Origin of the sequence: Cytobacillus sp., assembly GCF_032154635.1 — a bacterium.
In the GTDB taxonomy this organism is placed as follows: Bacteria; Bacillota; Bacilli; order Bacillales; family Cytobacillaceae; genus Cytobacillus.
The window spans coordinates 1-24,967 of the sequence record NZ_JALDXW010000050.1 but is presented as its reverse complement, the minus strand read 5'-3'; the positions used below and the strand labels follow the sequence as shown (position 1 = coordinate 24,967).

The window sequence follows — 24,967 nt, the reverse complement described above, 5'->3', positions numbered from 1 at the left end:
ATGGTGGAACCGATAATGGCAACACAGGAACTGATAACAGCAACAGTGGAACCGATAATGGCAATGGTGGAAGTGATAACAGCAACAACGGAACCGATAAAAACAAGCTGGACAAGGTTCCGAAAACAGGAGATAATAGCCTATCGCAAATTTTCTATATGGCATTAGCGCTTATTTCCCTAATGATGCTTGGGTTCTTGTTGTTTGGAAGCAAGAAGAAAAAACGAAGTTAGTAAAAGAAAAGGCGGTAAGAAAAAATGAGCAGAATAAAAAAATTTTTTATTGCCTTTTTCACAGTACTCCTCGTTTTTTCTCTCGTCTCTATAGCGAAAACTTACGTGCTCGATTATGTGAATGAGCAGCAAATGAAAGAGCTAGCAGAAATTCGAAATAAAGCAATGGATAAAGGTGAGGGTGCTACGCCTTCACCTTTTATCACTAACACGAAGGCGCATGAGCCGGCCATGCTCTCCGAATTTCAAGAGCTTTACAAAAGAAATCCAGACATCGTCGGTTGGTTGAAAATAGACGACACCCGCATTGATTATCCGATTATGCAGAATCAACAAGATGCGCAATACTATCTCAATCATGACTTTGATAAAGAGAGAAATAAAAACGGGCTGCCTTTTTTGGATGAATACAGTCATATAGACCACTCAGACATTTTGCTCATTCACGGACACCACATGAATAGCGGCGCGATGTTTGCGGATTTAATGAAGTATAAGAAAGAAAGCTATTATATGGAGCATCCGACGTTCCAATTCAGTACGCTTTACGAGAAGGAAGAATATGAAATTGTTGCTGTTATTCTCTCAAAGGTTTATCGCAAAACGGATGAGGTTTTTAAATATTACCAGATTTCGCAGGTAGATACATCCGCCGAGTTTAACTCGTATATCGAGAACATCCAAAAGCTCGCGCTTTACGACACGGGTGTGACTGCCCAGTATGGCGACAAACTAATTGTTCTGTCTACGTGTGAATACTCAACTAAAAACGGTCGGTTAGCGGTGGTCGCTCGAAAACGTAAATGACGATGTTGAAACACGAAGCCAAGCTGCTTCAAATCACGTTCTCCATAGGAGGACGTGATTTTTTTTATGTTTAAGTTTTCGACTCGATTTTAAAAGTGAATTCCTTTATTTTTCCTTCGAAATAAGTAAAAGTCCAACTTTATTTCTATCGAGCATCCTGCCGTCGTCACGAAATATTTTGTGAAAAAAAGATGTTGTAATAGATAACATTTGATATATAATAATCGATATAGAACAAATGATTTATATAATAAAAATTTGGCAGAGGAGAAAGCAGGATGGCACCGAAAACAAAGTTTACGAAAGAACAGATCATTGATGCGGCGTTTGAAATTGCGAGAACTGAAGGCGTTGATTCAATTACAATCCGAAAGGTAGCAGAAAAGCTGGGGAGTTCAATTGCCCCGATTTATGTGAATTTCAAAGAGGTTGGAGAGCTAATTGAAGCAGTGTACAAAAAGACTTTCGAGGTTAGCAGGCAGATCTTGATGGAGCAAAACTCGGGGCATCCGTTTCAAGATATCGGGGTGGCAAGCATCCGGTTTGCAAGGGATTATCCGGTTTTGTTTCGCGATCTTGTGATGAAGAAGAACGATCAGGCGAAGCAAAAAGAGGAAGATGTGCAAAGCTTCATAAAGATGATGAGAACGGACCCCGATCTTAACGGATTATCTGATGATGAATTGCAGACAATTTTGCTAAAGATGAAAATTTTTCAAGTTGGGATGAGCGTGATGGTGGCGAATGAATTGCTGCCCGGAGATTTTACGGAAGAACAGATGATTCAGCTGATGAACAGCGCGGCTGAAGATGTCATCAGCTCTGCGAAGCGTCGTAAGGAACAACAATAATCAAGAGGGGATGTTAAAAATGTCAGCGGCAAGAAGAAAGTTTAGTCTACTATTGTTCATTGTTGTGGTGTTAGCGAGCGGTTGGATTGGGGTGTTGGTAGACTCGAAGCTTCCAGAACAGCCAGCGGAGGAATCATTAGGAATGGGATTGTGGCTAATATTGCCGATCATCGCAATGCTCATTCTGCGGCTTGTGAATCGCGATTGGAAAGATATTGGCGTTCTTCCGAATTTTAAAGGGAATATGAAGTGGTATGGGGCAGCGATAGCGATTTATCCGGTTATGACTGTGATCATTGTCGGTCTTGCATTGCTGTTTAATAGTGCTAATATTTCTGGTGTTGAACTAAATTCAATCCTATCACTTATTGGTGTTTCCATTGCAGGTAACTTTATAAAAAATATCTTTGAAGAGTTTGCTTGGCGCGGGTATTTGACTCCGAAATTGATCGAGCTGAAGTTGAATGATTGGATGCTCTATCTCGTATCCGGACTTGTGTGGGCGCTGTGGCATGCTGCGTATTATCTGGTGTTCCTGCCGGATTCTTACTTCGAGGCGACTTCGAGAATGAGTTTTCTCTTAATAGGCTGTGTGTTAATGGTAGCCTGGTCGATTATGTACGTTGAAATGTATCGGCTGACGAAATCTGTATGGCCGTGTGTGTTGATGCATGCTTTGGAAGATGGAGTGCCTACTTTGCTGTTGTCGGTAGCAGGGGTAATTACATTAACGAAAACAGGCGAACTTTGGCTTAGCCCGACCACTGGTATTATTACGACGATCTTTTTCATCGGATTCGGATTGTGGCTCAGATCGATAAGAATAAAGAAGGAGCGGAACATAAATACAGGGGGTTTGAATGATAACAAAGCAGTTACAATTTAGAGGAAAGATGCCAAATAAAATAAAGTTTGCAATAAAGAGATATAAAGGGAAACTTTCACACTCAGTACAAAGAAACGAAATAGAGGGACTGACTGCTTCCTAAAAGTAAGAGTCCCTCTTATTCATTCGTATGTTGAGGGTTAATCACCTCAAACTACGTGGTTATGGTTACAGCTTTACAATATTTCTTTCTCTTGACTGATAATCGTATATTCCTACAAATATAGATGCTTTGTCTGAATTCCTAGTTACATCAAAAGTGATGTAGTTTACTGTATCGCCATTTCCATAGGCGAAAATCAGCAATTTTTGATAGGTCTTACTGCTTTTCTCTCGCAAATATTGCGTTGCCTTGTTGCACCCATCCTTTGTGGATTTGTACATTAGTTTTGACTGAAATATCTTTAATCTTGTCAATCTCTAATTCAAAAGTATGCTCATTTCTCTCAAAAACAATCTTATCGCTACATCTATAAACAAACGTATAAGTACCCGTATTGATTGGGAGACCTGACACATGTTTTAACTTTACATAGACATCAGCACCTAGTTCTTTTATTCTAGCTTTTGAACCAGGTATTAATTTTTTTCTTTCATTTTTAAGTTCTATTTCCCTCTGAAGAGATTCGTTATTGTGATAGTATAGGAATTTTTTTATTAAAAAGGATTCAAGTATGACGAAAAAAACCAAAAAAAACCAAAAAAAACAAAACTATTGCATAGTCAGCTGCTTGGTAACTGATCATGTTAATAAATATACCCGATACAAATATCACAAGATACAAGCCAACTAATACAGTCCCTATTAAATACAAATTCCTTTTCAATAGCATCTTCATTTGACCTCTTTTCCTTATCTTTTTTTACCAATGTTGAAATGGTAATTTTTTTTCCTTTATAAACATGTAGCTCGCTAAATAGGTTGTCTCCTCCACTTATTACAAATTGTTCAGGTACGTATAGTTTAAGAACTTTGAACTAAGTTATTTTTGAAAAACGTTACTCCACTTTCAAAGAAACTCCAGTACTTCCATTGTAAAGGAAATGATTGTTGTTTAAACAAAAATCCCCTAATTTTCCCAGTGTTTTTCACGTGATTATTACAAAGCTAGTGAAAAGTTTGTTTTAATGGGAACTTTGTTTATGTAAAGGACCAGTTTGTTGAATGAATTATGTTAATATTGAATCATATGAATGGTGAAGGAGGTTCTAACATGGGGGTAGTTATGGAGGTCGTCCGAATTGTACTACCTGTGGCAATAAACGGGGGGGATTGCAGTATTTGTAATTAAAAGGCTTGAACATAAATATAAACAAGGTACCCTAGGTAAGAAAAAGTCAAAGTCCGCTCAAAATTTATTAGACAGTTTAATGCCATTGGGAATGCTGTTTGGTAGTACAATTGGTGTAATGGTTAGTATGTTTCTCCAAATCTCTTTGCTACCTGCAATTAGTTTAGGAGCTGGAATAGGTTTATTATTTGGATATTTTGCATATGAAAATTATAGCAAGGAAGGGGCAAGTTATTCATAACTTAACTATCTTCCAGAAAGGGCGCATTTCCGGAAAGGATAGGGTGCCTTTTTGCATTTATGGTCCAGATTGTGGAACAGAATGGGAGAGAGTAGATAAATGGGGAAATTTCCAAGTGAGATTCAAAGACCGGTAAATAGTTCAATAGGAAAAAAAACTTTGTATTCTGCTTTAATATTTATTACAGGTGTTATTTTAGGTGTAATATCTAAAGTGCTTGATGAAACTTCCAGTAATTCATTGCCATACTTTCTTGAAGAGTTGGATTTGAGAAATTTCTTTTCTCGAATAGGTGTTTGGATTTTCATTGCAGTAGTGATATCCGTATATTGCAAATCACCAGTTAGGTCTGCTGTAAATGTCTTTCTGTTTTTTGTAGGAATGGTAAGTAGCTATTATCTTTATACTGTCACGATCGCAGGTTTTTTCCCTAAATCATATATGATGATTTGGATAGTCATGACAGGCATCTCCCCATTTATGGCTTTTGTATGTTGGTATGCAAAAGGGAAAGGTATATTTGCTATTTCTCTTTCGTCGATCATAATTATGCTTATTTCAAGACAGGCTTTTGCATTCGGTTATTGGTATTTTGACATCCTATACGGACTGGAATTGTTCCTGTGGTTGGGCATGATTTTAGTTTTATATCAGTCTCCAAAACAAATAACCATAGTTGTTGCGATAGGAATGCTTCTTTACTTTCTTACCGCTCAAATTAGTTTCCCTTTTGGTTTGCTGTAGCTTTTGTTATTTAATTGAATAAGATTATTAATCTGGTTCTTATAAAACTGAAAAAATAAAAAGTTAGGAGAGACTTCATAATGAAAGCAGTCATACAAAATGAGTTTGGCGATACAAATGTACTTTTATACACGGATGTTGACTTGCCGAAAATAGGGGAAAATGAAGTTCGAATAAAAGTAGCGTATACAAGTGTAAATTATGCTGATGTAAAACAACGACTAGGGAATAAAGGAGAAAGTAATTTTCCGCTCATATTGGGATTGGATGTTTCAGGGACAATTGAAGAAGTTCCTCCTCATTCATCCTTTTCAAAAGGAGATCGAGTGATAGCGTTTCCAAAAAACGGTACGTATGCAGAATATGTAGTTGCGAATGATCAATTAGTATTTAAAATTCCAGATTGTTTATCATTTGAGCAGGCGGCAGCAATGCCAACCGTATCCATTTTATCGTATATTCTCTTACATGAAATCGGTCAAGTACAAAAAACGGATACCATTGTAATACATAGTGCAGCAGGTGGGGTTGGTTCGATGCTTGTTCAATTAGCTAAACGAAATGGGGTCAAAAAAGTGATAGGGACTGTGGGAAATTTAGAAAAAGAAAATTATGTGAGGAAATTAGGGGCTGATGCAATATGTACCTATGAAACTTTTACAGAGGAAGTTTTAAAACAAACAAATAATCAGGGGGCAAATGTTATCTTTGATTCGGTTGCTGGTGATGTTACTAGTATGAGTTTGGAGTGCCTGGCTTTTTATGGCACACTTGTTCAGTTTGGTAATAGCAGTGGTAAGGCAGGTACCTTTAAAACAAGTGATGTACATTCTAGTTGTAGAAATATTAAAGGGTTTAGCTTAGGTACAACAAGAAAACATAATCCAGGACGATTAGCACCAGTTGCACAAAAAGTTATCGAACTATTCGCTTCAAAGCAAATGACACTTCCAATTGCACAAATATTTCATCTAAGCGATGCAGCAGAAGCGCATAAATTAATTGAAAGCCGCAATTATGAAGGGAAAATTTTGATTAAAGTATAATAATGGTTGAACCAGCTAATAAAAACTTTTGGGTATTCAACAATTCATACTATTCTTCAGAATATTGAAGGTAACTGGAATGGCAATCTTTATAACTGCACAGTACATTTGAAATAATTTCTGATTAAACAATAGGGTACGAACCATCAATAAACCAATATGAATATTGTTCCATAATCGGGTGCTTTCCTTTAGTAAGGATTAGCGCTTATTTCTATTTTAGTGCGATATTTTTAATAATAAAAATAAATTTAAAACGACTCGGGATTTTAATCGAGTCGTTTTAACAAGTTTTTGATCTTCCCCTCATCTGCTGGATTTAGGAAAATATCCCCATTTGTATCGCGCCATTAATAATGGATACCGCTCCGACTCCAAGAAAAATCAATCCCATTGTTTTCAATTTTTTATTTGGAGATTTTTTCACCATTATTATCAGACCAATTAAGAATAAAATGGTTCCTAAAATAACGTTTCCGATTATAATTTGAGGTGCAATGCCCTCAAAGAAATTATCTACAATTTTATCAAATGTTCGTTCCATCCCAGTCAAACCTCCATACAGTTAATTTTCTTTACTATCATTTTTGCAGCAATGATTCCAGCTAGTATCGTTATTGTCATAAATATAACTGCAAGTGTATTGGAGTTTAAAGTTCCCGATGAAATATTAGTTACAATTGAACAAAGCAATATTGCCGATACAATCGTTGCTGGGGTGGATTTTTTTGTAAATCCGATTGCCATTGAAAGAATGCTTAACCCTACGGCCGATACAGTCATAATCATTGTCGTTGTTATTGCTTTAGTTATGACCTTGAGTGTAATGGTATCCTTTACTAAAGGAAAAAAAGTTTCACTTAACCCAAAAATCGTATAAATCAGGGTATTACAAATCAACATGGAGATGATTGTAAACAAAGTAACAATAATAATTTTTGAAACGAAAATTTTCTCTCTGCTTGTTGGATATGAAAAGAGTAGTATTACGCGCTTTCCTGTATATTCTTCAATTACAAATCGGGAATACATGACGGAAGCCAGTATACAAAAGGTAGCCATGCTGAGAGCTCCAAATAAAGAAATGATGTTCTTATAACTAACGAATAAATCTAAATTTGGATCGTTTGGATTAACTCGTGGCATATAAGCAAGTAGGTAAATAAATCCCAATAAGACAATAGAGATCACGAAAGTTGAATGGATGTACGTACCAATATTAGTCTTTTTGAGTTCAAGTTTCATTAAATCAAGCATGTATCTTCCCTCCATTCCCACTCATAATATTGTAGAAATAATCTTCTAATCCATCTGGAAATTGGTTTTTAATGGATGACAAGGATACTTCCTCTACAATCCTTCCATTTACAATAACACCAATGGTGTCAGCAATATGCTCAATCTCACTTAAAATGTGGCTTGAAATTAATATTGTCATATGATGATTTTTTACAAGATTAAGGAATAGTTCTCTCATCTTACGTATGCCCATCGGGTCCAATCCATTGATAGGCTCATCTAGAATTAAGATCCTAGGTTTGTGAATGATCGCTCTTGCAATCCCAAGGCGTTGTCTCATACCAAGTGAGAATTTCGAAACTGGCAGATTTCCAGTATCTTCGAGCCCAACCATTTCTAACGTATTTTCAATTTGAGGATTTACTATGCCCATATAAGAAAGGTGCAGCTCTAAATTTTCTTTTGCAGATAAATGATCATAAAATACAGGAGTTTCAATCATGCTGCCTATACTTTTTAGAATCTCATTTTTATTTTCAAAACTAGATTTTCCTAGGATTTCTACTTTCCCAGCATTAGGTATGAGTAACCCCATCAACATCTTAAATATAGTTGTCTTTCCTGAACCGTTAGCCCCCAAAAAGCCATAGATTGTTCCTTTACGAACAGTCATATTACAATGCTTAATAACTTCTTTGTCGTCAAATGTTTTAACTAAGCTGGTTGCTTTTACAGCAAGTTCGGTTGTCACGATTATCCTCCTCAAAAATAGTAGTTTTAACATACATATATATGTATGTATGTATACAAAAAATAAACTGCCTTATGACAGCCTATTTAATTCGAAGATTTCCCTGTGAAAAGCTTCAAAAGAGGTTAGTATTTGATCATCAATAATTGGCAGCCCAATACCGTTATATAATTCCTGTAAGTGTTTTGCCTTTTGCATATATTCCTCTGTAGTTACTGAAAAAATAACTGGATTTAGCCAAATATTCGATAGGATCACAAGTGTTTCAGCAGTTTGTTTTGGGTAGTGAACGGAAATAGAACCATCCTTTACCCCTTCCTCAATAACTGATTGAATACTTGGCGCTCCTATTCTGATACATTCCAATAATTGATTTGCAATCAGCGTTGGACTTTTTAAAATGGATGGAATAGACTTGAACGCATTAACCTGACCGTGATTACTCGTTAAGGAGAGCTGAAAAGCAGTTTTTAGTTTCTCTAAGCCATTTAAGCCATCCATTTTCTCTGCTTGTTCAAAAGGATTATTTTCCAAAGCCAATCGTTTGAGAACGGCATTGATAATATCCTCTTTAGACTTAAAATGATGGTAGAACGCACCTCTAGTTAAATCGCCTAATTCATCAATAATGTCTTGGATTGTTGTCTGATCCCATCCTTTTTCAAGGAAAAGTCTAGTTGCCGCATCTAATATTCTTTTTACCGTTATTTCAGGATATTTATTACGAGCCAAATGATCACCTTCACACATACATACATTTATATGTATGTAGTATATTTCGTAAAAATTTATATGTCAATAGATGTTCGTTATTGTCTTAGCTTTCATAGGTGAGATTTTTTTCACAGAACTAGTATTAAGGGGAGACCCTAAAATGGATTAAAGTAAATTTTACTAACAGTATCTTTTTGTAAAAAATGAAGCGGGCAGTTTTATACATCTCAAGTCTTAGTTTAAATTATATCTTAGGTCCATTAACTGGAATTTAATTGTATTATAAAATAAAAATATAAAGAATAAAGTACTGGAACGAGTGTACATAAAATGAAAACTTTGATTCTTGATTACGAGGAGTGAGTATATGAAAAAGCTATGGCTTTTTTGGTGGATCGCTAACATTTTTTGGGCTGTTATTTTTGCAGCAGGTACCGCTTTCGTGTGGTTAAGGGAAGTTGATGGTGCAGGTGCAATTCAAACATTTGAGATAAAATTAGCATCATTTTTAGTTCTATTAATCGCATTTATAATTCCGGTAATCATTCAAGTTATATGGCTAATTGTTAACTTGATCATTTACAGTAACAATAAAACTAAACTTCAGCAGGTATAAAAGGGATTTGATGTATCTAAGAAAATAGCAAACTTAACGATCATCCGCCACTCTGCATGAAGTTTGTGCTTTTTCTTTATGTAAAAGGCAATATAGTTTTAAACAAGACCTTCGTATAAATCGGAGGTCTTTGTTTAATGTAAGTTTTAAATTTCTTTTCTAATATCACCAAAACGAACGAGTAAAGGAGAGGAGAAATATAGAAATTAAAAGATATTGTCCAGAAAACGAATAAGAAACGCACGTTTTCTTAAGTTTTGGGCCATTTAGTTTAACAACTATCTTTAAGGGAAACTGGATATTTATGTTAAAATATAGATTAAGTGAGAAAGTAATTTATTTTAGGGATGGGGAGCATATGAATAGCCAATTTTATTTAATCAATGCTTTTACTAAAGAGAAATTTAAGGGGAATCCTGCAGCAATCGTTCTCTTGCAAGAGATTAGATCAGAAGGGTGGATGAGGTCCTTAGCAAAAGAACTTAATCAACCGATCACAACATTTATTTTAAAAGAAAATGGAAATAACTATAGGCTTAGATGGTTCACATCCACTAAAGAGATTGATTTATGTGGTCATGGTACATTAGGAGCTGCCCATATTTTATGGAGTGAGGGTTTTTCTCCAATAGAGTCAACAATCAACTTTCATACTCAGTCAGGTGTTCTTAGAACTGAGCAAGCAGAACAGCAAATAATTCTGAGATTTAATATAAAAAAATCAACTCAAACAGATGTATCGCAGAAATTGAAGCGTGCTATTAATCTCCCCATAAAAGGTGCTGCTTGGGCTGAAGATCGGTATATTTTAGAACTGGAAAATCAAGAGATGGTTCATAATATAATACCCAATTTGGAAGTAATTAGAGAACTAGAGGGTCCGGGTATAATTATTACTAGCCGGGGGACAGAGAACTATGACTTTGTATCAAGATACTTTGCTCCGAAAATAGGAATTAACGAAGACTACGTTACTGGTTCTGCCCATTGCGCATTAGCTTCATACTGGAGTGAGCGCTTAAATAAAAAAGAATTTACAGCCTATCAAGATTCAGAGCGGGGGGGTGAAATAAAACTAAAGATAAAAGGAGATAAAGTTGAGTTAATTGGTGGCTGCGTAACTTTGCTCAAAGGATATATATAATTAGTTAACCTTCTGCAAAAGGGCGAAATTCTTCCGAAAGAATGACGCCCCTTCTTTATATTAAGAAATAAATAATGGAATAAAATAAAAGGACAGTTAGATATGGTCCTTTTATCAATATTAAAGGAGGTAAAACATGGATGACATTTCACCGAAAGAACCGGCGTTAAGGGTGACGAGTTGGCCGAAAGAAACAATAGCGGCGGGACGCCGTCATACCGTTGGACTTAAATCTGACGGAACGGTGCTTGCTGTGGGTGATAATAAATATGGCCAATGTGATATAAGCGGCTGGCGCGGCATCCAAATGCCGCGTGTAATTAGTGTTTAATAACAGAAGCCAAATTCCATGTCTAGGAAAGAATAGTGTCAGCTAACTTGGCGCAATTCCGGAGCATAATGATGCTTATTTAAGGGCTATGTCATTAAATTTAGATGCGAGGAGTTTGTAAGTTAATGGAAGATCTGAATAACGTAGATATTCCCGAGGAAGCGATTCAAATATTAAAAATTATAGAAGAGCTACTTGATAGAACAGTAGTCGGAATCTATTTATTTGGTTCTGCCGTAATGGGCGGCTTGCGCATGAACAGTGATGTAGATGTACTGGTGGTTGTCAATCATAGTTTAACTGAAGAAACGCGAAGAAAACTAACAAATAGACTTATGCTTATATCTGGTAAGATAGGAAATACAGAGTCTGTGCGACCGCTTGAAGTGACTATTATTAACCACGGAGATGTTGTACCTTGGAGTTATCCGCCCAAATATGAATTTATCTATGGCGAATGGCTTAGAGGTGAGTTTGAGAAAGAACAAATCCAGGAACCAATGCATGACCCAGATTTGGCTATTGTTTTAGCAAAAGTAAGAAAGCATAGTGTTTCCCTTTTTGGTCCACAGGCTTCAGAAATACTTGAACACGTGCCGACGGCAGATATTCAGCAAGCAATGAAGGATTCTTTGCCAGGGCTAATTGAAAGAACGAAGGGTGACGAACGGAACGTGGTTTTAACTCTTGCCCGAATGTGGCAAACAGTGGCAGGTGGTGAAATCGCTCCTAAAGATATCGCTGCAGAATGGGCTATTCCTTTGCTGCCTAATGAACATGCGGCATTACTCGATTTAGCGAGAAAAGCCTATCGAGGAGAGTATGCTGATAGGTGGGAAGGTAAGGAGTCCGAGGTGATAGCATTCGTTCATTATATGAAAAACGCTATAGAGTCTTACCTTAGTATATGAGCATAATTTTTTTATCAAATGAAGTGATTTTGAAATTGAGATGAAAGTATAGTTATTCCTTCGATAGTAGAGAAGTAAAGACATTTGGAGGTATTTAATGATAAAAGAGGCTACGTTACAAGATACAAAAGAGGTTGCACATCTTGCATTACTACTTTGGCCAGATCACACATTAGAAGAATTCATTTCAGAAATGACGCAGGTTATAGCTGAGCCAGATGTAAAGGTTTTTTTGTCTTATCACGACAGCAAAACGGTGGGTTTTGCGCAATGCCAACTCCGATATGATTATGTTGAAGGGACGAGTTCAAGTCCGGTAGCATATTTAGAGGGACTTTACGTAAAAGAGGATTTTCGTAAACAAGGCTATGCTAAAAAATTAGTGAATGCTTGTGAGAATTGGGCTAAAAAAAGAGGTTGTCGTGAATTTGCCAGTGACTGTGAATTAGAAAATGAGGAAAGCCTAGCAATGCATCTTAAATTGGGATTTAGTGAAGTAAATCGGATAATTTGTTTTAAAAAGGATATATAAGTATTGAAGAAAATTAGAATTTGACGATATTAGAGAAATATAACAAACAACAATCTTCTACAGTACGCGCAATTCTGCATTAAGAATTGTGCTCTTTCTTTATGTATAGGGCCATAAAATGGGAGAAGAAGATCAAGAAAAGTTGAACAATTTTGATTAATTTTGCCAATGGGCTATATGAATTCTTTTAATCTTATATATTCATACTATAGGGGCCGTAGTTACTAAGGACGTACCTGCTAATGTAATTGTAGGGGGTGTGCCTGCAAAAATGATAAAAAATATCAAAAGTAGTCAGGCGGATTAATATAGGATTATGCTCCTTAATAAAAATGCAAAATGATTTTATTTGAACCAAAGTGGAGCGGACTTTAAGATCTTATTTAAAGGTACCAAAAACGGTGATGAAGCAGAAATTTGGTATAAAAGTATCTTAAAATCGTCTCCTCACAGAATGAAAGTAATACAAATTAGAACAGTAAGTGAAATGCGACCTGCTTTAAAATATCATTTTTCACAATCCTAGTATCTATGACTCTGTTATTTTGAATAATTAACACTATAAAACTGTAAAAGAAGCGAAAGTACCATAAATATAACAGCAAAAAATATTAATGATACAGCACCGAAACCAAATGCTAACACGACACCACCTAAAGTAGCACCAACAGAACTACCTAAATAATTTAGTGAACTGTTTAATGCGACTGCTGAACTTCCATTATTGGGTTGATAAGACATTAAAAGATGCTGTTGTGGCGCCTGAGATGCCCAACCCATTGCTCCCCAAACAAAAAATGGAAAATATCGTAACAGAGGCAGATGAATCATTAATGGAATACAAATAATCGACAGAGTTAAGATCAATAAAATTACTGTAACTAATGTTTTGGGCTTTTTAAAATAATCAATTACATATCCAATGATTAGGCTTCCAAACAATCCACCTAATCCCCATGCCCAAAGATATAACGCCAAATGACCAGACTCCGCAACTTCTTTTATTAATGTGGAGAGGTATGTGTATAATCCTAGGCTAGAAATACTAGCAAAAAAAGTAATAAATACTGTTATAGTTACCTTTTTGTCAAGAAACATTTTTAAGCGTTCATTAAGTGCAGGCGGAGAGGGCGTTTCAATATGTGGTAGATATACAATCATACCAACCATCGCAATAATTCCAATAAGAACCAATACCCACATTGATGATTGCCAATTCAGTAAGTCAGATACATAAAGTCCTAAAGGAACACCTAACACTGTTCCTGTACTCATTCCCCCTAAGGTTAACCCGATAGCTCTCCCCTTTTTATCAATTGAAACTAGATTAGATGAAGCAGAAATCGCTAATGGAGAAAATAAGCCTGCCCCTGCTCCTGCAAGAGCTCTAGATATTAAAAGAATAGTAAAAGTCGGTGCGATTGCGGTGATGCTATTAGCAAAAGTAAAAATCAGCATGGAGTATAATAGGATCTTTTTGACTGGTTTCTCAGCAAGTAGAGAAGCGAATAGCGGTGCTGATATCGCATAAAACAATGTAAATATGCTTACAGCTAGCCCTACTTGAGATATATCCTTATTATATGTTTCACTAATGCCTGGAATTAACCCAGCAATAATATAAGCATCAAAACCCAGGGCAAACATGCCCAATGATAATAGGAATACTTTCTTCATAAAACGAATCCTCCCTAACAATTAACAGGTCATGAACATTAAACGCTCATTACCAGACAGCTTTTATTGAAGGTAGAGTATTAAACAATCGTATTAGATCACTGCTCATAAGAATTTGTTATAATTAATACACCTTCTTTTTAGAATGATATCAAGTAATCATACAGTATAGAAGAATCATTCTTTTATGAGGTTATAACATATAGTTATTACATATGGAGTGAGAATAATGAATGTAGATTGGCTGCAAAGTTTTATTGAAGCCGCAAAACAAAAGAGTTTTTCTAAAGCTGCAAATATGAATAAACTTTCCCAGCCAGCTTTAAGTAAACATATTCAAAATCTGGAAAACAATCTAGGCGTTAGACTATTTTACAGGACAGCAACTGGTATAACATTGACGGAAGCAGGGGAGCATTTTTACAGTCGAATTAAGCCTGTCGTTGCAGAATTAACAATAATTCGTGAAGATTTACAACGATTTTGTCGAAGTAATCCTATTGCTATAGGCAGTCTGCCTAGCTTAGCTACTTACTATTTACCGCTAAGAATGAAAGGCTTCCAGTACATGGATAGACCAGTGTCACTTATGCTTCAAAATACGTCCAATGATCTGTTACAGTCTTTACAGGAAGAGAGACTGGATGCAGTCTTTATTGAAACCGAGTACACTGATGAATCACTTTGGAGTTATGAATTGTTTACAGAACCTTACTATGCATTGTTTCCTTTAGATCACAAGTACAAATCTAAAGATAAGGTTCAGCTTGCCGAACTGTGCGAAGAGCCATTAATTACTCATCAAGCCCCTTGCGATATAAGGAGCCATATCGTTTCTCAAATGGAACTAGTTGGCTGCAAACCCAATATAGTGAGTGAAGTAGCTTTTGGAGATTTTATCTATGGAGCCGTATCTGCAGGAATGGGGATAACGATAGTACCGGAGTTGTTGGCTAAAAATACTCATCATCTCAATCTTTTTGCGTTACCTATTGTTAATTTTGGAAGAAAAAGAACTATTTCATTAGTAAGTAAAAACAAAAGACTTGCATCAATGCTATATCAGTATATTAAAAGAGGTGATTAAGTATCAAAAACGGTGATAAGGTAAAAATTTGGTTCACAAATTAAAGTAATATAAATTAGAAAAATAAAATGAAATGTATTTAGGTTCGCTATTTAAGCAGATGTTTTGGTTAAAATGAGATAAAAAATAGCTGCATACAGTCAATCCTCTTTTCAAAAATATATTGAATAATTTCTTTGAAAAAAGAAACCTTAAAAAGAAAAGGAAGGTATAGAATATGTCATTGAAAAATCAGTGGTTAATTAATATTGCAATGATTGTACTTTCATGGTTGTCCTTATCTTTTTTTGGTTGGTGTAATATTAAAAGATTCTTACCTGCATCGGTACTTGCAGTAATTGTTGAAGCATTGAATGTTCAAGTTGGAAAAAGGAAAAAATGGTGGACTTTTCGTAAAAAGCCAAACTCCTATATTTCAGGGGAATTTCCTTTTAATATTGGTCCTTTTTTTGTCGTTGCATTATGGATATTAAAATCGACTTATGGAAATTTCAAACGGTTTATATTACTTAATGCGAGTATACATGCCTTCTTCTCTTTTATTGTTATTAGCGTCTTGGAAAAATTAAAGGTTTTTAAATTAGTGCGATTAAATAAACTTCAATTTTTCCTATATTTCTTTATCAAGGCTTTTCTCTTATATGCATTTCAATCACTTTTTGAAGAAAAAGGAAATAAGGTTTTCTCTTTAGCTAAAATAAGATGATCGAATTTTTAAGAATTAGGCACATTCTTTGAGCGGGAAGTGTGCTTTTTTTATGAACGATTAAACTTAAAAATAAAGCCCCTTAAAGAAATATTTAATATTTCTTTAAGGGGCTTTTTACTTTAACATCTACCCTCTTTATTTCAACCCCACAGTTAGGATACGGTTTAGGCAAGTAGGTAGCAGCTAATTACTTGTAAAATTTCACACGATCTTCAAGTGGCTGGAATTCTTTTTCACCTGGTGTAGCAGTTGGATGACCAAAAGGCATTTGCGCAATAAGCTTCCAATTATTAGGGATATCCCATTCTTTTTTCACTTCATCATCTATTAGAGGATTATAGTGTTGTAAAGATGCGCCTAATCCTTCTGCTTCCAATGCTGCCCAAACAACTAATTGATGCATACCTGATGCTTGATTAGACCAAATAGGAAAGTTTTCAGCATATAGAGAAAATTGTTCTTGAAGTGATTTAACTACAGCCTCATCTTCAAAGAATAATATTGTTCCATAGCCCGCTTTAAAGGAATCCATTTTTTGTTGTGTTCCTGAAAAATCGCCATCACCAACTACTTTTCTTAATGTTTCAGTTGTAATATTCCATAATTTATTATGTGCTTCACCTGATAATACAACTAAACGTGCAGTTTGAGAGTTAAAAGCTGAAGGAGTGTATTTCACAGCAAATTCCACAATTTCTTTGATTCTTTCATCCGATACTTGTACCTCTTTATTAATTCCATAGTAAGAACGTCTTTCTTTCAGTGTCGTGTAGAAATCTTTTGTCATCATGTTACTTCCTCCTAAGTTCTAATATCCTTAAAGTAATATTTCGTGGCAATGTATTTTTAAATGAATGAACATCTTTTATTAGGTTATTTTCACATCCTTTCGTCACTTGTTGCTGCACCTGTAATTAGAACCCTCCAAATTTTTGGATAACACTCTTTGAATCCAAATAGGCTGCTGCTTGTCCAATGACTTTAAAGTCGTCTAATCATTCTGTATTAATGTATCCCGAGTGTGTTTTGGTCATTCAATCAATTCACTATAATTATCTCATGTTAAAATGTTTTTAATTCGAGATAATTATAGTGAATTAAATTATTATAGTCAATAAGAAAGGTCAATTTGCATTTGCGATTTCTCAAGATAAATTGTACTTAAACTATAGCAGGTATAGTCAATAAGATATAATGGGTGTAAAAAGTAGAAAGGAAGATGGTTATGGTTTATGTCGCTCTTCTTCGGGGGATTAATGTGGGTGGGAAAAATAAAATTGACATGAAGTTGCTTAAACAAACGTTTGAACAAGTCGGGATGAATGATGTGTTAACGTACATAAATACAGGTAATATTATTTTTTCATACAACGGCCTAACGAAAACTGAACTTTCACGTATTTTGGAAGAAGCTATCCATGGTGATTTCGGATTGCAAATTAAAGTAGTCGTACGTAGTTTCAATGATGTCAGTGGAATTATTAACGCTATTCCTGACACATGGAAGAATGATAAAGACATGAAAAGTGATGTCATGTTTTTATGGGATGAAATTGATGATGAATCTGTACTTATGAATTTGGTCATCAAACCAGATATTGATACGGTGAAATATGTTCCTGGCGCGATTCTATGGTCCGTTGACAAGAAAAATGTAACCAAAAGTGGAATGACAAAGATCATTGGATCAAAGTTATACAAACAAGTTACGGTAAGAAATGTTAACACGGCTCGCAAGATATATACGCTTATGCAAGACCAAAATAGTTCGTTCGCCCAATGAAATGATCATTGGGTTTTATCGTTTTGTACTGGGAGAAAAGGTTTATTCGACATAGTCAGAAAAACGGCAGTACCCAATGGGGATAACTGATTATAAAAATACTTGGAATATCCATTCGATAGCCCATGTGATACGATATACCCCCTAAGTCGCACTGGATACTGATGCACTGAATGGGGAGGGGGAAAAACTATTTTTAAGAAATATAATTGACATCCCCACTACTCGGTGTTACGATATACTTGTAATAAGCAATACTTAATAGTGGGGGTTCCTAAAAGCTATTAAGTAAAAATTTTTCTTGATACTAAGTTATACTGAATATAAGTTAGACGAAGTAGTGGAGGCTCTGGAAATGGAAAATTTAACTGAAATGCTAAAGGGTTCGTTGGAAGGCTGCGTGCTGGAAATCATCGGCCGCCATGAAACCTATGGCTACGAAATTACCCGCCGCCTAAACGAGCTTGGTTTTACCGAAGTCGTGGAAGGGACGGTTTACACTATCCTCGTACGATTAGAAAAGAAAAAACTGGTGAATATAGAAAAAAAACCGTCAGATATGGGGCCGCCTCGAAAATTTTACACGCTTAACGAAGATGGCCGCAAGGAACTTGAATTATTTTGGAAAAAGTGGGATTTTGTATCCTCAAAAATCAATGTCTTAAAGTCAACCTAGCTTCATAAGATATTTCATTCGATAAAGTCTTAAGCTTTATAAAAAGGGAGGAAAAGAACATGATGGAAATGTTCAAAAAATTGATTGGTGATAAAAAAGAATACAAGATGATGATGGCAAGAGTAGAAGCTTTGCCAGAGGAATATCAGTATGTATATAAGAAAATTCAAAACTACATGTGGAATTTCACAGCGGGCAACGGGATGGATATGCTGCACATACAGTATGAATTAATCGATTTGTTCGAAGCCGGTGCAGCGGATGGCAGACAAGTGCTGGAAATCACTGGCGAAGACGTGGCTTCCTTTGCAGACGAACTAGTGGCAAACGCTAAAACCTATGTTGACAAGTATCGTAAAGATTTGAATCAGGATATTCTGAAGCGATTGGGAAAAAAATAATTTCATTAAATATTTCGACTGGATAGCTGGCTACAAATATGAATGGCCACCTTTGTTATTCAGTTTATTTTTAGCACGGTACTAAGTTGTACAGATTATCAGTGGGACTTAATAGTGTGGTTAACTAATTTTGCTTCTCAAGGCGTTTATTATAAGGAGGAAAAGGATATGAGCAATGCAGCGATTTTTGTAAAAAAGTTAAAAAAATCCTTTAAAGATAAGGACGTTTTAAAGGGGGTTGATTTTGAGGTAAGGCAAGGCGAAATTTTCGCACTGCTGGGTTCAAATGGAGCGGGTAAGACAACGACGGTGAATATCCTCTCTACTCTCATGAAGCCGGATGGCGGTAAAGTAGATATTTGTGGTTTTGACGTTCAGGGTCAATCGGATCAAGTTCGCCAAAGCATCAGTCTGACAGGGCAGTTCGCAGCGTTAGATGGCATGCTCACAGGTAGGGAAAACCTTATGATGATTGCCAAGTTACGGGGAGTTCCCAATCCCGCAGGGGTCGTCGACAATCTGCTTGCAAAATTCAGTCTAACCGATGCGGCCAACCGCAGGACAGACAAATATTCCGGCGGGATGAAGCGCCGCATTGACATTGCCATGAGCCTGATCGGGGCGCCAGCTGTCATTTTTCTCGACGAGCCGACGACAGGGCTTGACCCCGAAGCGCGGATTGAAGTTTGGGATACCGTCAAGGAGCTTGCCAGCGGCGGCACAACCATCTTGCTAACGACCCAGTATTTGGAGGAAGCCGAACAACTGGCAGACCGTATCGCCATCCTGCATAGCGGGAAAATCATCACGACCGGGACTCTTACCGAACTAAAAGAGATGTTCCCGCCAGCGAAAGTAGAGTACATCGAGAAGCAGCCGACATTGGAGGAAATTTTCCTAGCAATTACCGGTAAAAAGGAGGAATTGTAAATGAAAAGCAAAACAGGGATATTACTGGGGCGCTTAATGCGTAACATTATGCGCAGCCCGGACACGATTATTACGGTAGCGGTTACGCCGATTATGATGATGTTGCTGTTTGTCTACGTATTTGGCGGTGCCATAGAAACAGGAACGGACAACTACGTCAATTATTTACTGCCGGGCATCTTGCTGATGGCTATTGCATCCGGCGTCGCTTATACTTCACTAAGGCTATTTACGGATGTAAAGAGCGGGCTGATGGCGCGTTTTATTACCATGCCCATCAAGCGCTCGTCCGTATTGTGGGCTCACGTGTTGACCTCGCTTGTTTCCAACGCGCTTACTGTCGCGGTGGTTATCCTCATCGCGCTCTTAATGGGCTTCCGTTCCAGCGCAGGTATTCTGGATTGGCTCGCGGTAGCTGGGATACTGGGGCTGTTTACGATGGCATTGACATGGCTGGCTGTCATTCCCGGATTGTCAGCTAGGTCTATGGAGGGAGCAACAGCCTACTCGTACCCGCTGATTTTCTTGCCGTTTATCAGTTCGGCGTTTGTCCCTACCGAAACCATGCCTAAGTTTGTCCGTGTGTTCGCTGAGAACCAGCCTGTGACTTCAATCGTGAATGCGATACGTGCCCTCTTGTATGACGAAGCTGTTGGCAACGGGATTTGGGTGGCGCTTGCATGGTGCGTCGGCATCATGGTCATCGCTTATTTCTTCGCCAGTAAAAAATTCAAAGGCCAGTTAAGGTAAGTACACCATTATGGGTTAGCAAAATCAATGCCTGCCGCTGCGAAGAATGCATTTGAAGGCTACTTATATAAGGGCGCAATTCAGCAGCAGGAATTACGCCCCTTCTTTCCTTTTATGATAAGATATAGGAAAATCTAATTGGACTTGGTGATCTTATGGATAATAATAAGGTACTCATTGAGCGTCCCACTGGAGTACTATTATCTACAAATGAAAAAAAGAATGAGAGTAATTGGCGTTATGATAATTGCTATAAATTGATCTTTTCGATAAACGGGTCTATGGATTATCAGATGAAAAGAAATGAATTTACGCTGTCTAAGGAACAATTCATGGTATTAAATCCTCACGATGAACATAAGCAGCTTACTGTTGAGAATCAAAAGTTCCTTATAGAACTGGATCCGATGTTCTTAAATGATGTAGCAAATTCTATTCACTCTCATAATTATGATATTCAGTTCGCAAATACTCTTCAAAAAAATCCACAAGTTTCCCAGTGGGTTCTTTTTGTAAATGAATATTTGCAAAACGGAACGATCGATCATTCCGTTGATCTGTTTTTAGATCATAGTTTAACTCAATTAGCTATTCTATTGGTTAAAAACACTGTTGGAATTCATACTCAGGCATGGAATGTAAATAGTTTTAAAACGATAAGCCCTTTAATATATAAAACGATGAAAGCCATGATGGAAAATTATCAACATCCATGGACTTTAGATGAAATGGCGAGTGTTTCCCACCTAAGTAAATATCAATTTGCCCACTTATTTAAAGAAATTACGGGTATGTCACCTTATTCCTGGCTACAGCTTTCTCGCATAATACGTAGTCAAGAAGAAATAAAGAAAACGAATAAAACGATAGTAGAAATTGCTCTTGAATGCGGCTTTTCAACTGTATCTGTATATAATCAGCTATTTAAACGGCTATATGGCGTTTCTCCTGGAGCCTTTAGAAAAAATCTGAAAAAGTAAATCCCTGTGAACAAAAGCATGAATCCGCCACAACCGATAAATAAAACATGTGTGGAGACAAAGGATGAAAAATAGCCAAATAATCCAAGCGATACAACGTTTGAAAAATATAGGAGCACAGCATTAAAACTAAACCCACGTCCTAATTTATCTTTAGGAAGGAGCTTTTGTAGCAAATATACTCTTGATAGACCTGCTATTGGCAATCCTACAGCAGTGATAAAAACGCCAATAATGTATAAAGGCAGATGGGATGAAAAACCTAAAATTACGATCCCTACTCCCCAAATAATCGAACCAAATAAATAAATCCTGAGGGTCATCTCCTTCCAGAAGAATGGGATCAAGAGATTAGTGACTACTACAGCTATTCCATACCAGCCCATAAGAACGCTATACCATTCTTCACCGTTAGGAACAGTATTTATAATCTGTAGTAATAGCCCAACCTGCCATACCCAGGTATTAAAGAAAACCATGATAAAGGTAACTATAAATAACATTTTTAATGAAACTTCGTTTTTTAGCCATTGACTAAACTCTATAATCGAATGGAAAACATGTGATCGTTTCTTGCTTTTGGCTAAGGACAAATGGTCTTCCTTCATCTGAATTTTACTTATAAAAAAAGCACTAATAAGATATGTAATCGCATCTAGTGTAAAAAAATGAATTTCTCCAATTGTATGCATAAATCCAACAACAACAATGGGGGATAGCACTTGAACACCTCTGGTCACAGTATCTAATAAGCTATTGACAGTCGTGCGATCCGCTTCCTCTGTAATTAGTGGTAAAACAGCACGGTGTGCAGGGTTAAAAAAACAACCTAAGGTCTGAATAATAAAGCTCACTACTATTAAGTACCAATAGCCCAGTAATCCAAATTGATAAAATAAAACTAATGAAAAAATGATAGGAATGCGAATAAGATCAATTGCTATTAATAGCTTTTTTTTATTTACCCCATCGGCAATCGCGCCACCAATTAGCCCAAATACAAGATAAGGCAATGCTTGCGAAATGGCTATACCTGTTGTGTGAAGACTAGATCCTGTTAAGTCATAGGCAAGGAAAAGAAACGCTAAGCCTGAAACAACATCCCCTAAATTAGAAGCTCCCGCACCTGAAATGTAAAAAACAATATTTCTATTTTTAAGTATTTTTAAATTCATGTTAGTCACCTCTTATATAGAATAAGATAATAGGAGTATTGTTTTCGTTAGTAATCTTGCTATTTTTTATAGCAACATCCGTGTCACAGGCAGAAAAAGAAATTGATGCCTAACTCAAGTGTTCCTTTAGTTGAGGCAATTGGCGAAAGCGACGAGGAGGCTTACCGCCTACCCCGCAGAAAGCGAGTGCTTGTAGCGACAAAGTATAAAAGTAAAAAAATAAAAAGGGCTGTCCAAAAGTCAGTTACCCTAACTTTTGGGACAGCCCTCCATCTTAAATGCACCACGCTTCCTTTAATAAACGAATTCCTTCTTCTATTTCTGTTTCAGATAATCCGCCATACCCTAATAAAATCTTTGAGCCTCTAGTTTCTTGATGTCCAACATAATAGATAGAGTAGGGATAGACTTTTACTCCTGCCTTCAATGCGGCATTAAGCAGTTCCTCTTCCGTCATTGAATTATCCAATTCAAGGATCAAATGCAATCCTGACTTTTCACCAATTACTTTTACATGGCTGCCCATATATGTATGGATGGCTTGCATTAAGGTGCTTTGTTTTCTTCGATAAAGTGTTCTCATTTTGTTTAAATGTGTTTGCCAATAACCTTCATTCATAAAATGAAAAAGAGTTTGCTGATGAAGCCGTGATACGGTCTGTTTATAAATGGTAAAATGCTCTTGGTACTTACGTTGGAGCGGTGTTGGCAAGACTAAATAACTAATTCGAATAGACGGAATCAAAGACTTTGAAAATGTTCCTAAATAAACGACCTTACCATTATGATCCAACCCTTGCAAAGAAGGAATCGGTTTTCCTTTATACCGATATTCTCCGTCATAATCATCCTCAATAATGAAATGATCCTTCTCTTCCGCCCATTTTAATAATTCCAGTCTTCGAGTGATAGGCATGACCATTCCTTCGGGAAATTGATGGGATGGAGTTACATAAGCAATACTCGCTTTACTAGATTTAAGCAGATTTACATCCATCCCATCTTTATTAAGAGGAATAGAAACGATATTTATTCCCTGGTCTTTTAAGACTGCTCTTATTCTGTGAAATCCTGGGTTCTCAAGTGCAAAAGTATGCTGTTTCCCGATTAATAAGCATAATAATATCATCAAAACTTGAGAACCAGCCCCAATAACAATTTGATCAGGAGAACACTTTACTCCTCTAGATGCAAACAAGTACTTGGCAATCGCCATTCTAAGCTCAGGTTCCCCTTGAGGATCTCCGGTATAAAAAAGTTCTCCCTCTGCTTCATTTAACGATTGTATAGTTAATTTTTTCCAAGTGTTATAGGGGAAATATTTCAAGTCAACCTTGCCTGAATGGAAGTCAATTCTAACATTTGGTGATTCCTTGTCGCGTTGTGTATTCATTTCACACGTGAATGGATTAGAGAATAGGTCATCTTCTAGAATGGAAACAAATAAACCTTGACGCTGTTTACTTTCTACATAGCCTTCCGCACATAGCTGGTCATATGCAGTCTGAACAGTATTTACACTCACACCAAGATAATTGGATAGTTTGCGCTTTGATGGCAATTTCTCATTAGAAGGTATTCTTCCTGCAATAATTTCCTTCTTAATATAATCTGACAGCTGAATGTATAATGGTTTATTACTTTTTTTATCTAAAATAGGCGTTAGTTCAATCATATATTTTCACCTCAAATCTAAGTTATCTGGTACTGATGAAATTCATCAATCTGATTCTTTTAATTATACCAGTTTTTGATTTAATGATAAAAAAGGAGGATGAAAAATATGAACGAACAGAGCAGAGTGATTAAGGAATTAATGAATGAGAGTGAATGGAGAGAAGCATTTCCAATCATGAAGCAATTAAGGGGCCATTTAGAAGAAAGCGATTTTTTAGCATTAGTTAAAGAGGCAAAACAAAAGCAGGAATATAAACTCTTTGCCCTATATGATAAACAAAAAGTGGTTGCCGTTACTGGTTTTATGCCGATGGTGACATTGTATAATGGCAGGTTCATCTGGGTGTGTGATTTAGTAACTGATTCAACTAAACGATCAAGAGGCTATGGACAAGAACTGCTTGACTATGTACATGATTGGTCACAGGAGCATGGATTTAAGATGGTTTCGCTTTCATCGGGTGTACAAAGGACGGATGCTCATCGTTTCTATGAAAATAAAATGGCATATGACAAAGTAAGCTATGTATTTCTAAAAAGACTTTAGGCTAAAGCCTAATTGAGTTATAAGGATTGTAAAGAAAAGTATGAGAGTCTACATGGGGCATCTCTTGAAGTAATACAAAACCGTATGGATCATGAGAAAGGGAACTAAAAAGATTATATGTTTATCAAAGTGGTCATGTAAGACGAGAGATGATATATAAATAATTTTTAAAAGCTGCTGCATTAGACTGACCTAGTCATTTGAGACAGTAATAAAACACCTTCTTAGGCTGCCATA

The 24,967-nt window shown here is 36.5% G+C and carries 27 protein-coding genes and 3 pseudogenes; 22 read left to right on the top strand and 8 right to left on the bottom strand.

Annotation, left to right across the window (positions count from 1 at the left end):
- From RUH74_RS21745 to RUH74_RS21715, 7 genes and pseudogenes are all read left to right on the top strand, one after another.
- A partial coding sequence (locus RUH74_RS21745) for an LPXTG cell wall anchor domain-containing protein (protein ID WP_313804132.1) occupies positions 1–233 on the top strand: 233 nt, incomplete at its 5' end.
- 24 nt (positions 234–257) lie between these two features.
- Positions 258–1,040 (top strand): class B sortase, encoded by a 783-nt coding sequence (srtB, locus tag RUH74_RS21740; RefSeq protein ID WP_313804129.1) that lies wholly within the window; start codon positions 258–260, stop codon positions 1,038–1,040.
- Positions 1,041–1,318: 278 nt separating this feature from the next.
- Entirely contained in the window at positions 1,319–1,891 is a 573-nt protein-coding gene (locus tag RUH74_RS21735; protein WP_313804126.1) for a TetR/AcrR family transcriptional regulator, read from the top strand.
- A gap of 19 nt (positions 1,892–1,910) precedes the next feature.
- A complete protein-coding gene (locus RUH74_RS21730) occupies positions 1,911–2,777 on the top strand; it encodes a CPBP family glutamic-type intramembrane protease (protein WP_313804123.1) in 867 nt (288 codons plus the stop codon).
- A gap of 1,226 nt (positions 2,778–4,003) precedes the next feature.
- A pseudogene (locus tag RUH74_RS21725) lies at positions 4,004–4,310 on the top strand (hypothetical protein).
- 99 nt (positions 4,311–4,409) lie between these two features.
- Positions 4,410–5,054 (top strand): hypothetical protein, encoded by a 645-nt coding sequence (locus tag RUH74_RS21720; RefSeq protein ID WP_313804120.1) that lies wholly within the window; start codon positions 4,410–4,412, stop codon positions 5,052–5,054.
- An 80-nt stretch (positions 5,055–5,134) separates the two neighbouring features.
- Positions 5,135–6,100 carry a quinone oxidoreductase family protein gene (locus RUH74_RS21715; protein ID WP_313804117.1) on the top strand — a complete coding sequence of 322 codons (966 nt, stop codon included), beginning with the start codon at positions 5,135–5,137 and terminating at the stop codon, positions 6,098–6,100.
- Positions 6,101–6,419: 319 nt separating this feature from the next.
- Here RUH74_RS21715 and RUH74_RS21710 read toward each other — a convergent pair whose 3' ends face one another.
- The 4 genes from RUH74_RS21710 to RUH74_RS21695 all read right to left on the bottom strand — a co-directional run bounded on the left by RUH74_RS21710 (position 6,420) and on the right by RUH74_RS21695 (position 8,822).
- A complete protein-coding gene (locus RUH74_RS21710; protein WP_313804114.1) occupies positions 6,420–6,644 on the bottom strand; it encodes a hypothetical protein in 225 nt (74 codons plus the stop codon).
- A 5-nt stretch (positions 6,645–6,649) separates the two neighbouring features.
- On the bottom strand, positions 6,650–7,357 hold the full coding sequence (locus RUH74_RS21705) for an ABC transporter permease (RefSeq protein ID WP_313804111.1): 708 nt from the start codon (positions 7,355–7,357) through the stop codon (positions 6,650–6,652).
- A complete protein-coding gene (locus RUH74_RS21700; RefSeq protein WP_313804108.1) occupies positions 7,350–8,090 on the bottom strand; it encodes an ABC transporter ATP-binding protein in 741 nt (246 codons plus the stop codon). The genes RUH74_RS21705 and RUH74_RS21700 overlap by 8 nt, the downstream gene beginning before the upstream one ends.
- Positions 8,091–8,162: 72 nt before the next feature.
- Positions 8,163–8,822, bottom strand: a complete 660-nt coding sequence (locus RUH74_RS21695) for a TetR/AcrR family transcriptional regulator (protein ID WP_313804105.1) — start codon at positions 8,820–8,822, stop codon at positions 8,163–8,165.
- Between the two features lie 349 nt (positions 8,823–9,171).
- Here RUH74_RS21695 and RUH74_RS21690 point away from each other — a divergent pair, with 349 nt between their 5' ends.
- The 6 genes and pseudogenes from RUH74_RS21690 to RUH74_RS21665 form a co-directional block, all read left to right on the top strand.
- Positions 9,172–9,420, top strand: a complete 249-nt coding sequence (locus tag RUH74_RS21690) for a DUF3923 family protein (RefSeq protein WP_313804102.1) — start codon at positions 9,172–9,174, stop codon at positions 9,418–9,420.
- 358 nt (positions 9,421–9,778) lie between these two features.
- A complete protein-coding gene (locus RUH74_RS21685) occupies positions 9,779–10,564 on the top strand; it encodes a PhzF family phenazine biosynthesis protein (protein ID WP_313804099.1) in 786 nt (261 codons plus the stop codon).
- Between the two features lie 136 nt (positions 10,565–10,700).
- Positions 10,701–10,868, top strand: a pseudogene (locus RUH74_RS21680) (RCC1-like domain-containing protein); the annotation flags it as partial.
- A 152-nt stretch (positions 10,869–11,020) separates the two neighbouring features.
- Positions 11,021–11,806 (top strand): aminoglycoside nucleotidyltransferase ANT(9), encoded by a 786-nt coding sequence (gene ant(9), locus RUH74_RS21675; RefSeq protein WP_313804096.1) that lies wholly within the window; start codon positions 11,021–11,023, stop codon positions 11,804–11,806.
- A 97-nt stretch (positions 11,807–11,903) separates the two neighbouring features.
- Positions 11,904–12,338: an aminoglycoside 6'-N-acetyltransferase gene (aac(6'), locus tag RUH74_RS21670; RefSeq protein WP_313804093.1), complete on the top strand. Its 435-nt coding sequence runs from the start codon at positions 11,904–11,906 to the stop codon at positions 12,336–12,338.
- A 211-nt stretch (positions 12,339–12,549) separates the two neighbouring features.
- Positions 12,550–12,645: pseudogene (locus RUH74_RS21665) on the top strand (acetyltransferase); the annotation flags it as partial.
- A 233-nt stretch (positions 12,646–12,878) separates the two neighbouring features.
- Here the strand turns inward: RUH74_RS21665 and RUH74_RS21660 are convergent.
- Complete coding sequence (locus tag RUH74_RS21660) at positions 12,879–14,015, bottom strand: MFS transporter (protein WP_313804090.1); 1,137 nt, start codon at positions 14,013–14,015, stop codon at positions 12,879–12,881.
- A 229-nt stretch (positions 14,016–14,244) separates the two neighbouring features.
- Between RUH74_RS21660 and RUH74_RS21655 the strand changes: the two genes are divergently transcribed.
- Positions 14,245–15,102, top strand: a complete 858-nt coding sequence (locus RUH74_RS21655; RefSeq protein ID WP_313804087.1) for a LysR family transcriptional regulator — start codon at positions 14,245–14,247, stop codon at positions 15,100–15,102.
- Positions 15,103–15,319: 217 nt separating this feature from the next.
- Complete coding sequence (locus tag RUH74_RS21650) at positions 15,320–15,808, top strand: hypothetical protein (RefSeq protein ID WP_313804084.1); 489 nt, start codon at positions 15,320–15,322, stop codon at positions 15,806–15,808.
- A gap of 190 nt (positions 15,809–15,998) precedes the next feature.
- On the opposite strand, the gene RUH74_RS21645 is transcribed toward RUH74_RS21650, so the two are convergent.
- Positions 15,999–16,598 (bottom strand): nitroreductase family protein, encoded by a 600-nt coding sequence (locus RUH74_RS21645; RefSeq protein ID WP_313804135.1) that lies wholly within the window; start codon positions 16,596–16,598, stop codon positions 15,999–16,001.
- Positions 16,599–17,036: 438 nt separating this feature from the next.
- On the opposite strand from RUH74_RS21645, the gene RUH74_RS21640 reads away from it, so the two are divergent.
- The 6 genes from RUH74_RS21640 (at position 17,037) to RUH74_RS21615 (ending at position 21,331) form a co-directional block, all read left to right on the top strand.
- Positions 17,037–17,594: a DUF1697 domain-containing protein gene (locus tag RUH74_RS21640; RefSeq protein ID WP_313804081.1), complete on the top strand. Its 558-nt coding sequence runs from the start codon at positions 17,037–17,039 to the stop codon at positions 17,592–17,594.
- Positions 17,595–17,949: 355 nt separating this feature from the next.
- The gene (locus RUH74_RS21635; protein ID WP_313804078.1) at positions 17,950–18,270 is read left to right on the top strand and encodes a PadR family transcriptional regulator; all 321 of its coding nucleotides are present in this window, start codon (positions 17,950–17,952) and stop codon (positions 18,268–18,270) included.
- Positions 18,271–18,329: 59 nt separating this feature from the next.
- Positions 18,330–18,671, top strand: coding sequence for a DUF1048 domain-containing protein (locus tag RUH74_RS21630; RefSeq protein ID WP_313804075.1), 342 nt, complete (start codon positions 18,330–18,332; stop codon positions 18,669–18,671).
- Between the two features lie 168 nt (positions 18,672–18,839).
- Positions 18,840–19,601, top strand: a complete 762-nt coding sequence (locus RUH74_RS21625) for an ABC transporter ATP-binding protein (protein WP_313804072.1) — start codon at positions 18,840–18,842, stop codon at positions 19,599–19,601.
- The gene (locus tag RUH74_RS21620) at positions 19,602–20,351 is read left to right on the top strand and encodes an ABC transporter permease (protein WP_313804069.1); all 750 of its coding nucleotides are present in this window, start codon (positions 19,602–19,604) and stop codon (positions 20,349–20,351) included.
- 155 nt (positions 20,352–20,506) lie between these two features.
- Positions 20,507–21,331: a helix-turn-helix transcriptional regulator gene (locus RUH74_RS21615; RefSeq protein ID WP_313804066.1), complete on the top strand. Its 825-nt coding sequence runs from the start codon at positions 20,507–20,509 to the stop codon at positions 21,329–21,331.
- On the opposite strand, the gene RUH74_RS21610 is transcribed toward RUH74_RS21615, so the two are convergent.
- Positions 21,268–22,506, bottom strand: a complete 1,239-nt coding sequence (locus RUH74_RS21610; protein ID WP_313804063.1) for an MFS transporter — start codon at positions 22,504–22,506, stop codon at positions 21,268–21,270. The two genes, RUH74_RS21615 and RUH74_RS21610, sit on opposite strands and share 64 nt — an antisense overlap.
- A gap of 274 nt (positions 22,507–22,780) precedes the next feature.
- Positions 22,781–24,181, bottom strand: coding sequence for a MocR-like pyridoxine biosynthesis transcription factor PdxR (gene pdxR / locus RUH74_RS21605; RefSeq protein WP_313804060.1), 1,401 nt, complete (start codon positions 24,179–24,181; stop codon positions 22,781–22,783).
- 108 nt (positions 24,182–24,289) lie between these two features.
- Between pdxR and RUH74_RS21600 the strand changes: the two genes are divergently transcribed.
- Positions 24,290–24,730, top strand: a complete 441-nt coding sequence (locus RUH74_RS21600) for a GNAT family N-acetyltransferase (RefSeq protein ID WP_313804057.1) — start codon at positions 24,290–24,292, stop codon at positions 24,728–24,730.
- Positions 24,731–24,967 lie beyond the last annotated feature (237 nt).

Bases quoted from the DNA above. Each gene is read 5' to 3' on its own strand.
- RUH74_RS21645 (WP_313804135.1), bottom strand. From the start codon at position 16,598: ATGACAAAAGATTTCTACACGACACTGAAAGAAAGACGTTCTTACTAT.
- RUH74_RS21730 (WP_313804123.1), top strand. From the start codon at position 1,911: ATGTCAGCGGCAAGAAGAAAGTTTAGTCTACTATTGTTCATTGTTGTG.
- RUH74_RS21615 (WP_313804066.1), top strand. From the start codon at position 20,507: ATGGATAATAATAAGGTACTCATTGAGCGTCCCACTGGAGTACTATTA.
- RUH74_RS21610 (WP_313804063.1), bottom strand. From the start codon at position 22,506: ATGAATTTAAAAATACTTAAAAATAGAAATATTGTTTTTTACATTTCA.
- RUH74_RS21685 (WP_313804099.1), top strand. From the start codon at position 9,779: ATGAATAGCCAATTTTATTTAATCAATGCTTTTACTAAAGAGAAATTT.
- RUH74_RS21690 (WP_313804102.1), top strand. From the start codon at position 9,172: ATGAAAAAGCTATGGCTTTTTTGGTGGATCGCTAACATTTTTTGGGCT.
- RUH74_RS21630 (WP_313804075.1), top strand. From the start codon at position 18,330: ATGATGGAAATGTTCAAAAAATTGATTGGTGATAAAAAAGAATACAAG.
- RUH74_RS21655 (WP_313804087.1), top strand. From the start codon at position 14,245: ATGAATGTAGATTGGCTGCAAAGTTTTATTGAAGCCGCAAAACAAAAG.
- RUH74_RS21640 (WP_313804081.1), top strand. From the start codon at position 17,037: ATGGTTTATGTCGCTCTTCTTCGGGGGATTAATGTGGGTGGGAAAAAT.
- RUH74_RS21720 (WP_313804120.1), top strand. From the start codon at position 4,410: ATGGGGAAATTTCCAAGTGAGATTCAAAGACCGGTAAATAGTTCAATA.
- RUH74_RS21735 (WP_313804126.1), top strand. From the start codon at position 1,319: ATGGCACCGAAAACAAAGTTTACGAAAGAACAGATCATTGATGCGGCG.
- pdxR (WP_313804060.1), bottom strand. From the start codon at position 24,181: ATGATTGAACTAACGCCTATTTTAGATAAAAAAAGTAATAAACCATTA.
- RUH74_RS21715 (WP_313804117.1), top strand. From the start codon at position 5,135: ATGAAAGCAGTCATACAAAATGAGTTTGGCGATACAAATGTACTTTTA.
- RUH74_RS21635 (WP_313804078.1), top strand. From the start codon at position 17,950: ATGGAAAATTTAACTGAAATGCTAAAGGGTTCGTTGGAAGGCTGCGTG.
- RUH74_RS21600 (WP_313804057.1), top strand. From the start codon at position 24,290: ATGAACGAACAGAGCAGAGTGATTAAGGAATTAATGAATGAGAGTGAA.
- srtB (WP_313804129.1), top strand. From the start codon at position 258: ATGAGCAGAATAAAAAAATTTTTTATTGCCTTTTTCACAGTACTCCTC.
- RUH74_RS21660 (WP_313804090.1), bottom strand. From the start codon at position 14,015: ATGAAGAAAGTATTCCTATTATCATTGGGCATGTTTGCCCTGGGTTTT.
- RUH74_RS21650 (WP_313804084.1), top strand. From the start codon at position 15,320: ATGTCATTGAAAAATCAGTGGTTAATTAATATTGCAATGATTGTACTT.
- RUH74_RS21705 (WP_313804111.1), bottom strand. From the start codon at position 7,357: ATGCTTGATTTAATGAAACTTGAACTCAAAAAGACTAATATTGGTACG.
- RUH74_RS21710 (WP_313804114.1), bottom strand. From the start codon at position 6,644: ATGGAACGAACATTTGATAAAATTGTAGATAATTTCTTTGAGGGCATT.
- RUH74_RS21625 (WP_313804072.1), top strand. From the start codon at position 18,840: ATGAGCAATGCAGCGATTTTTGTAAAAAAGTTAAAAAAATCCTTTAAA.
- RUH74_RS21620 (WP_313804069.1), top strand. From the start codon at position 19,602: ATGAAAAGCAAAACAGGGATATTACTGGGGCGCTTAATGCGTAACATT.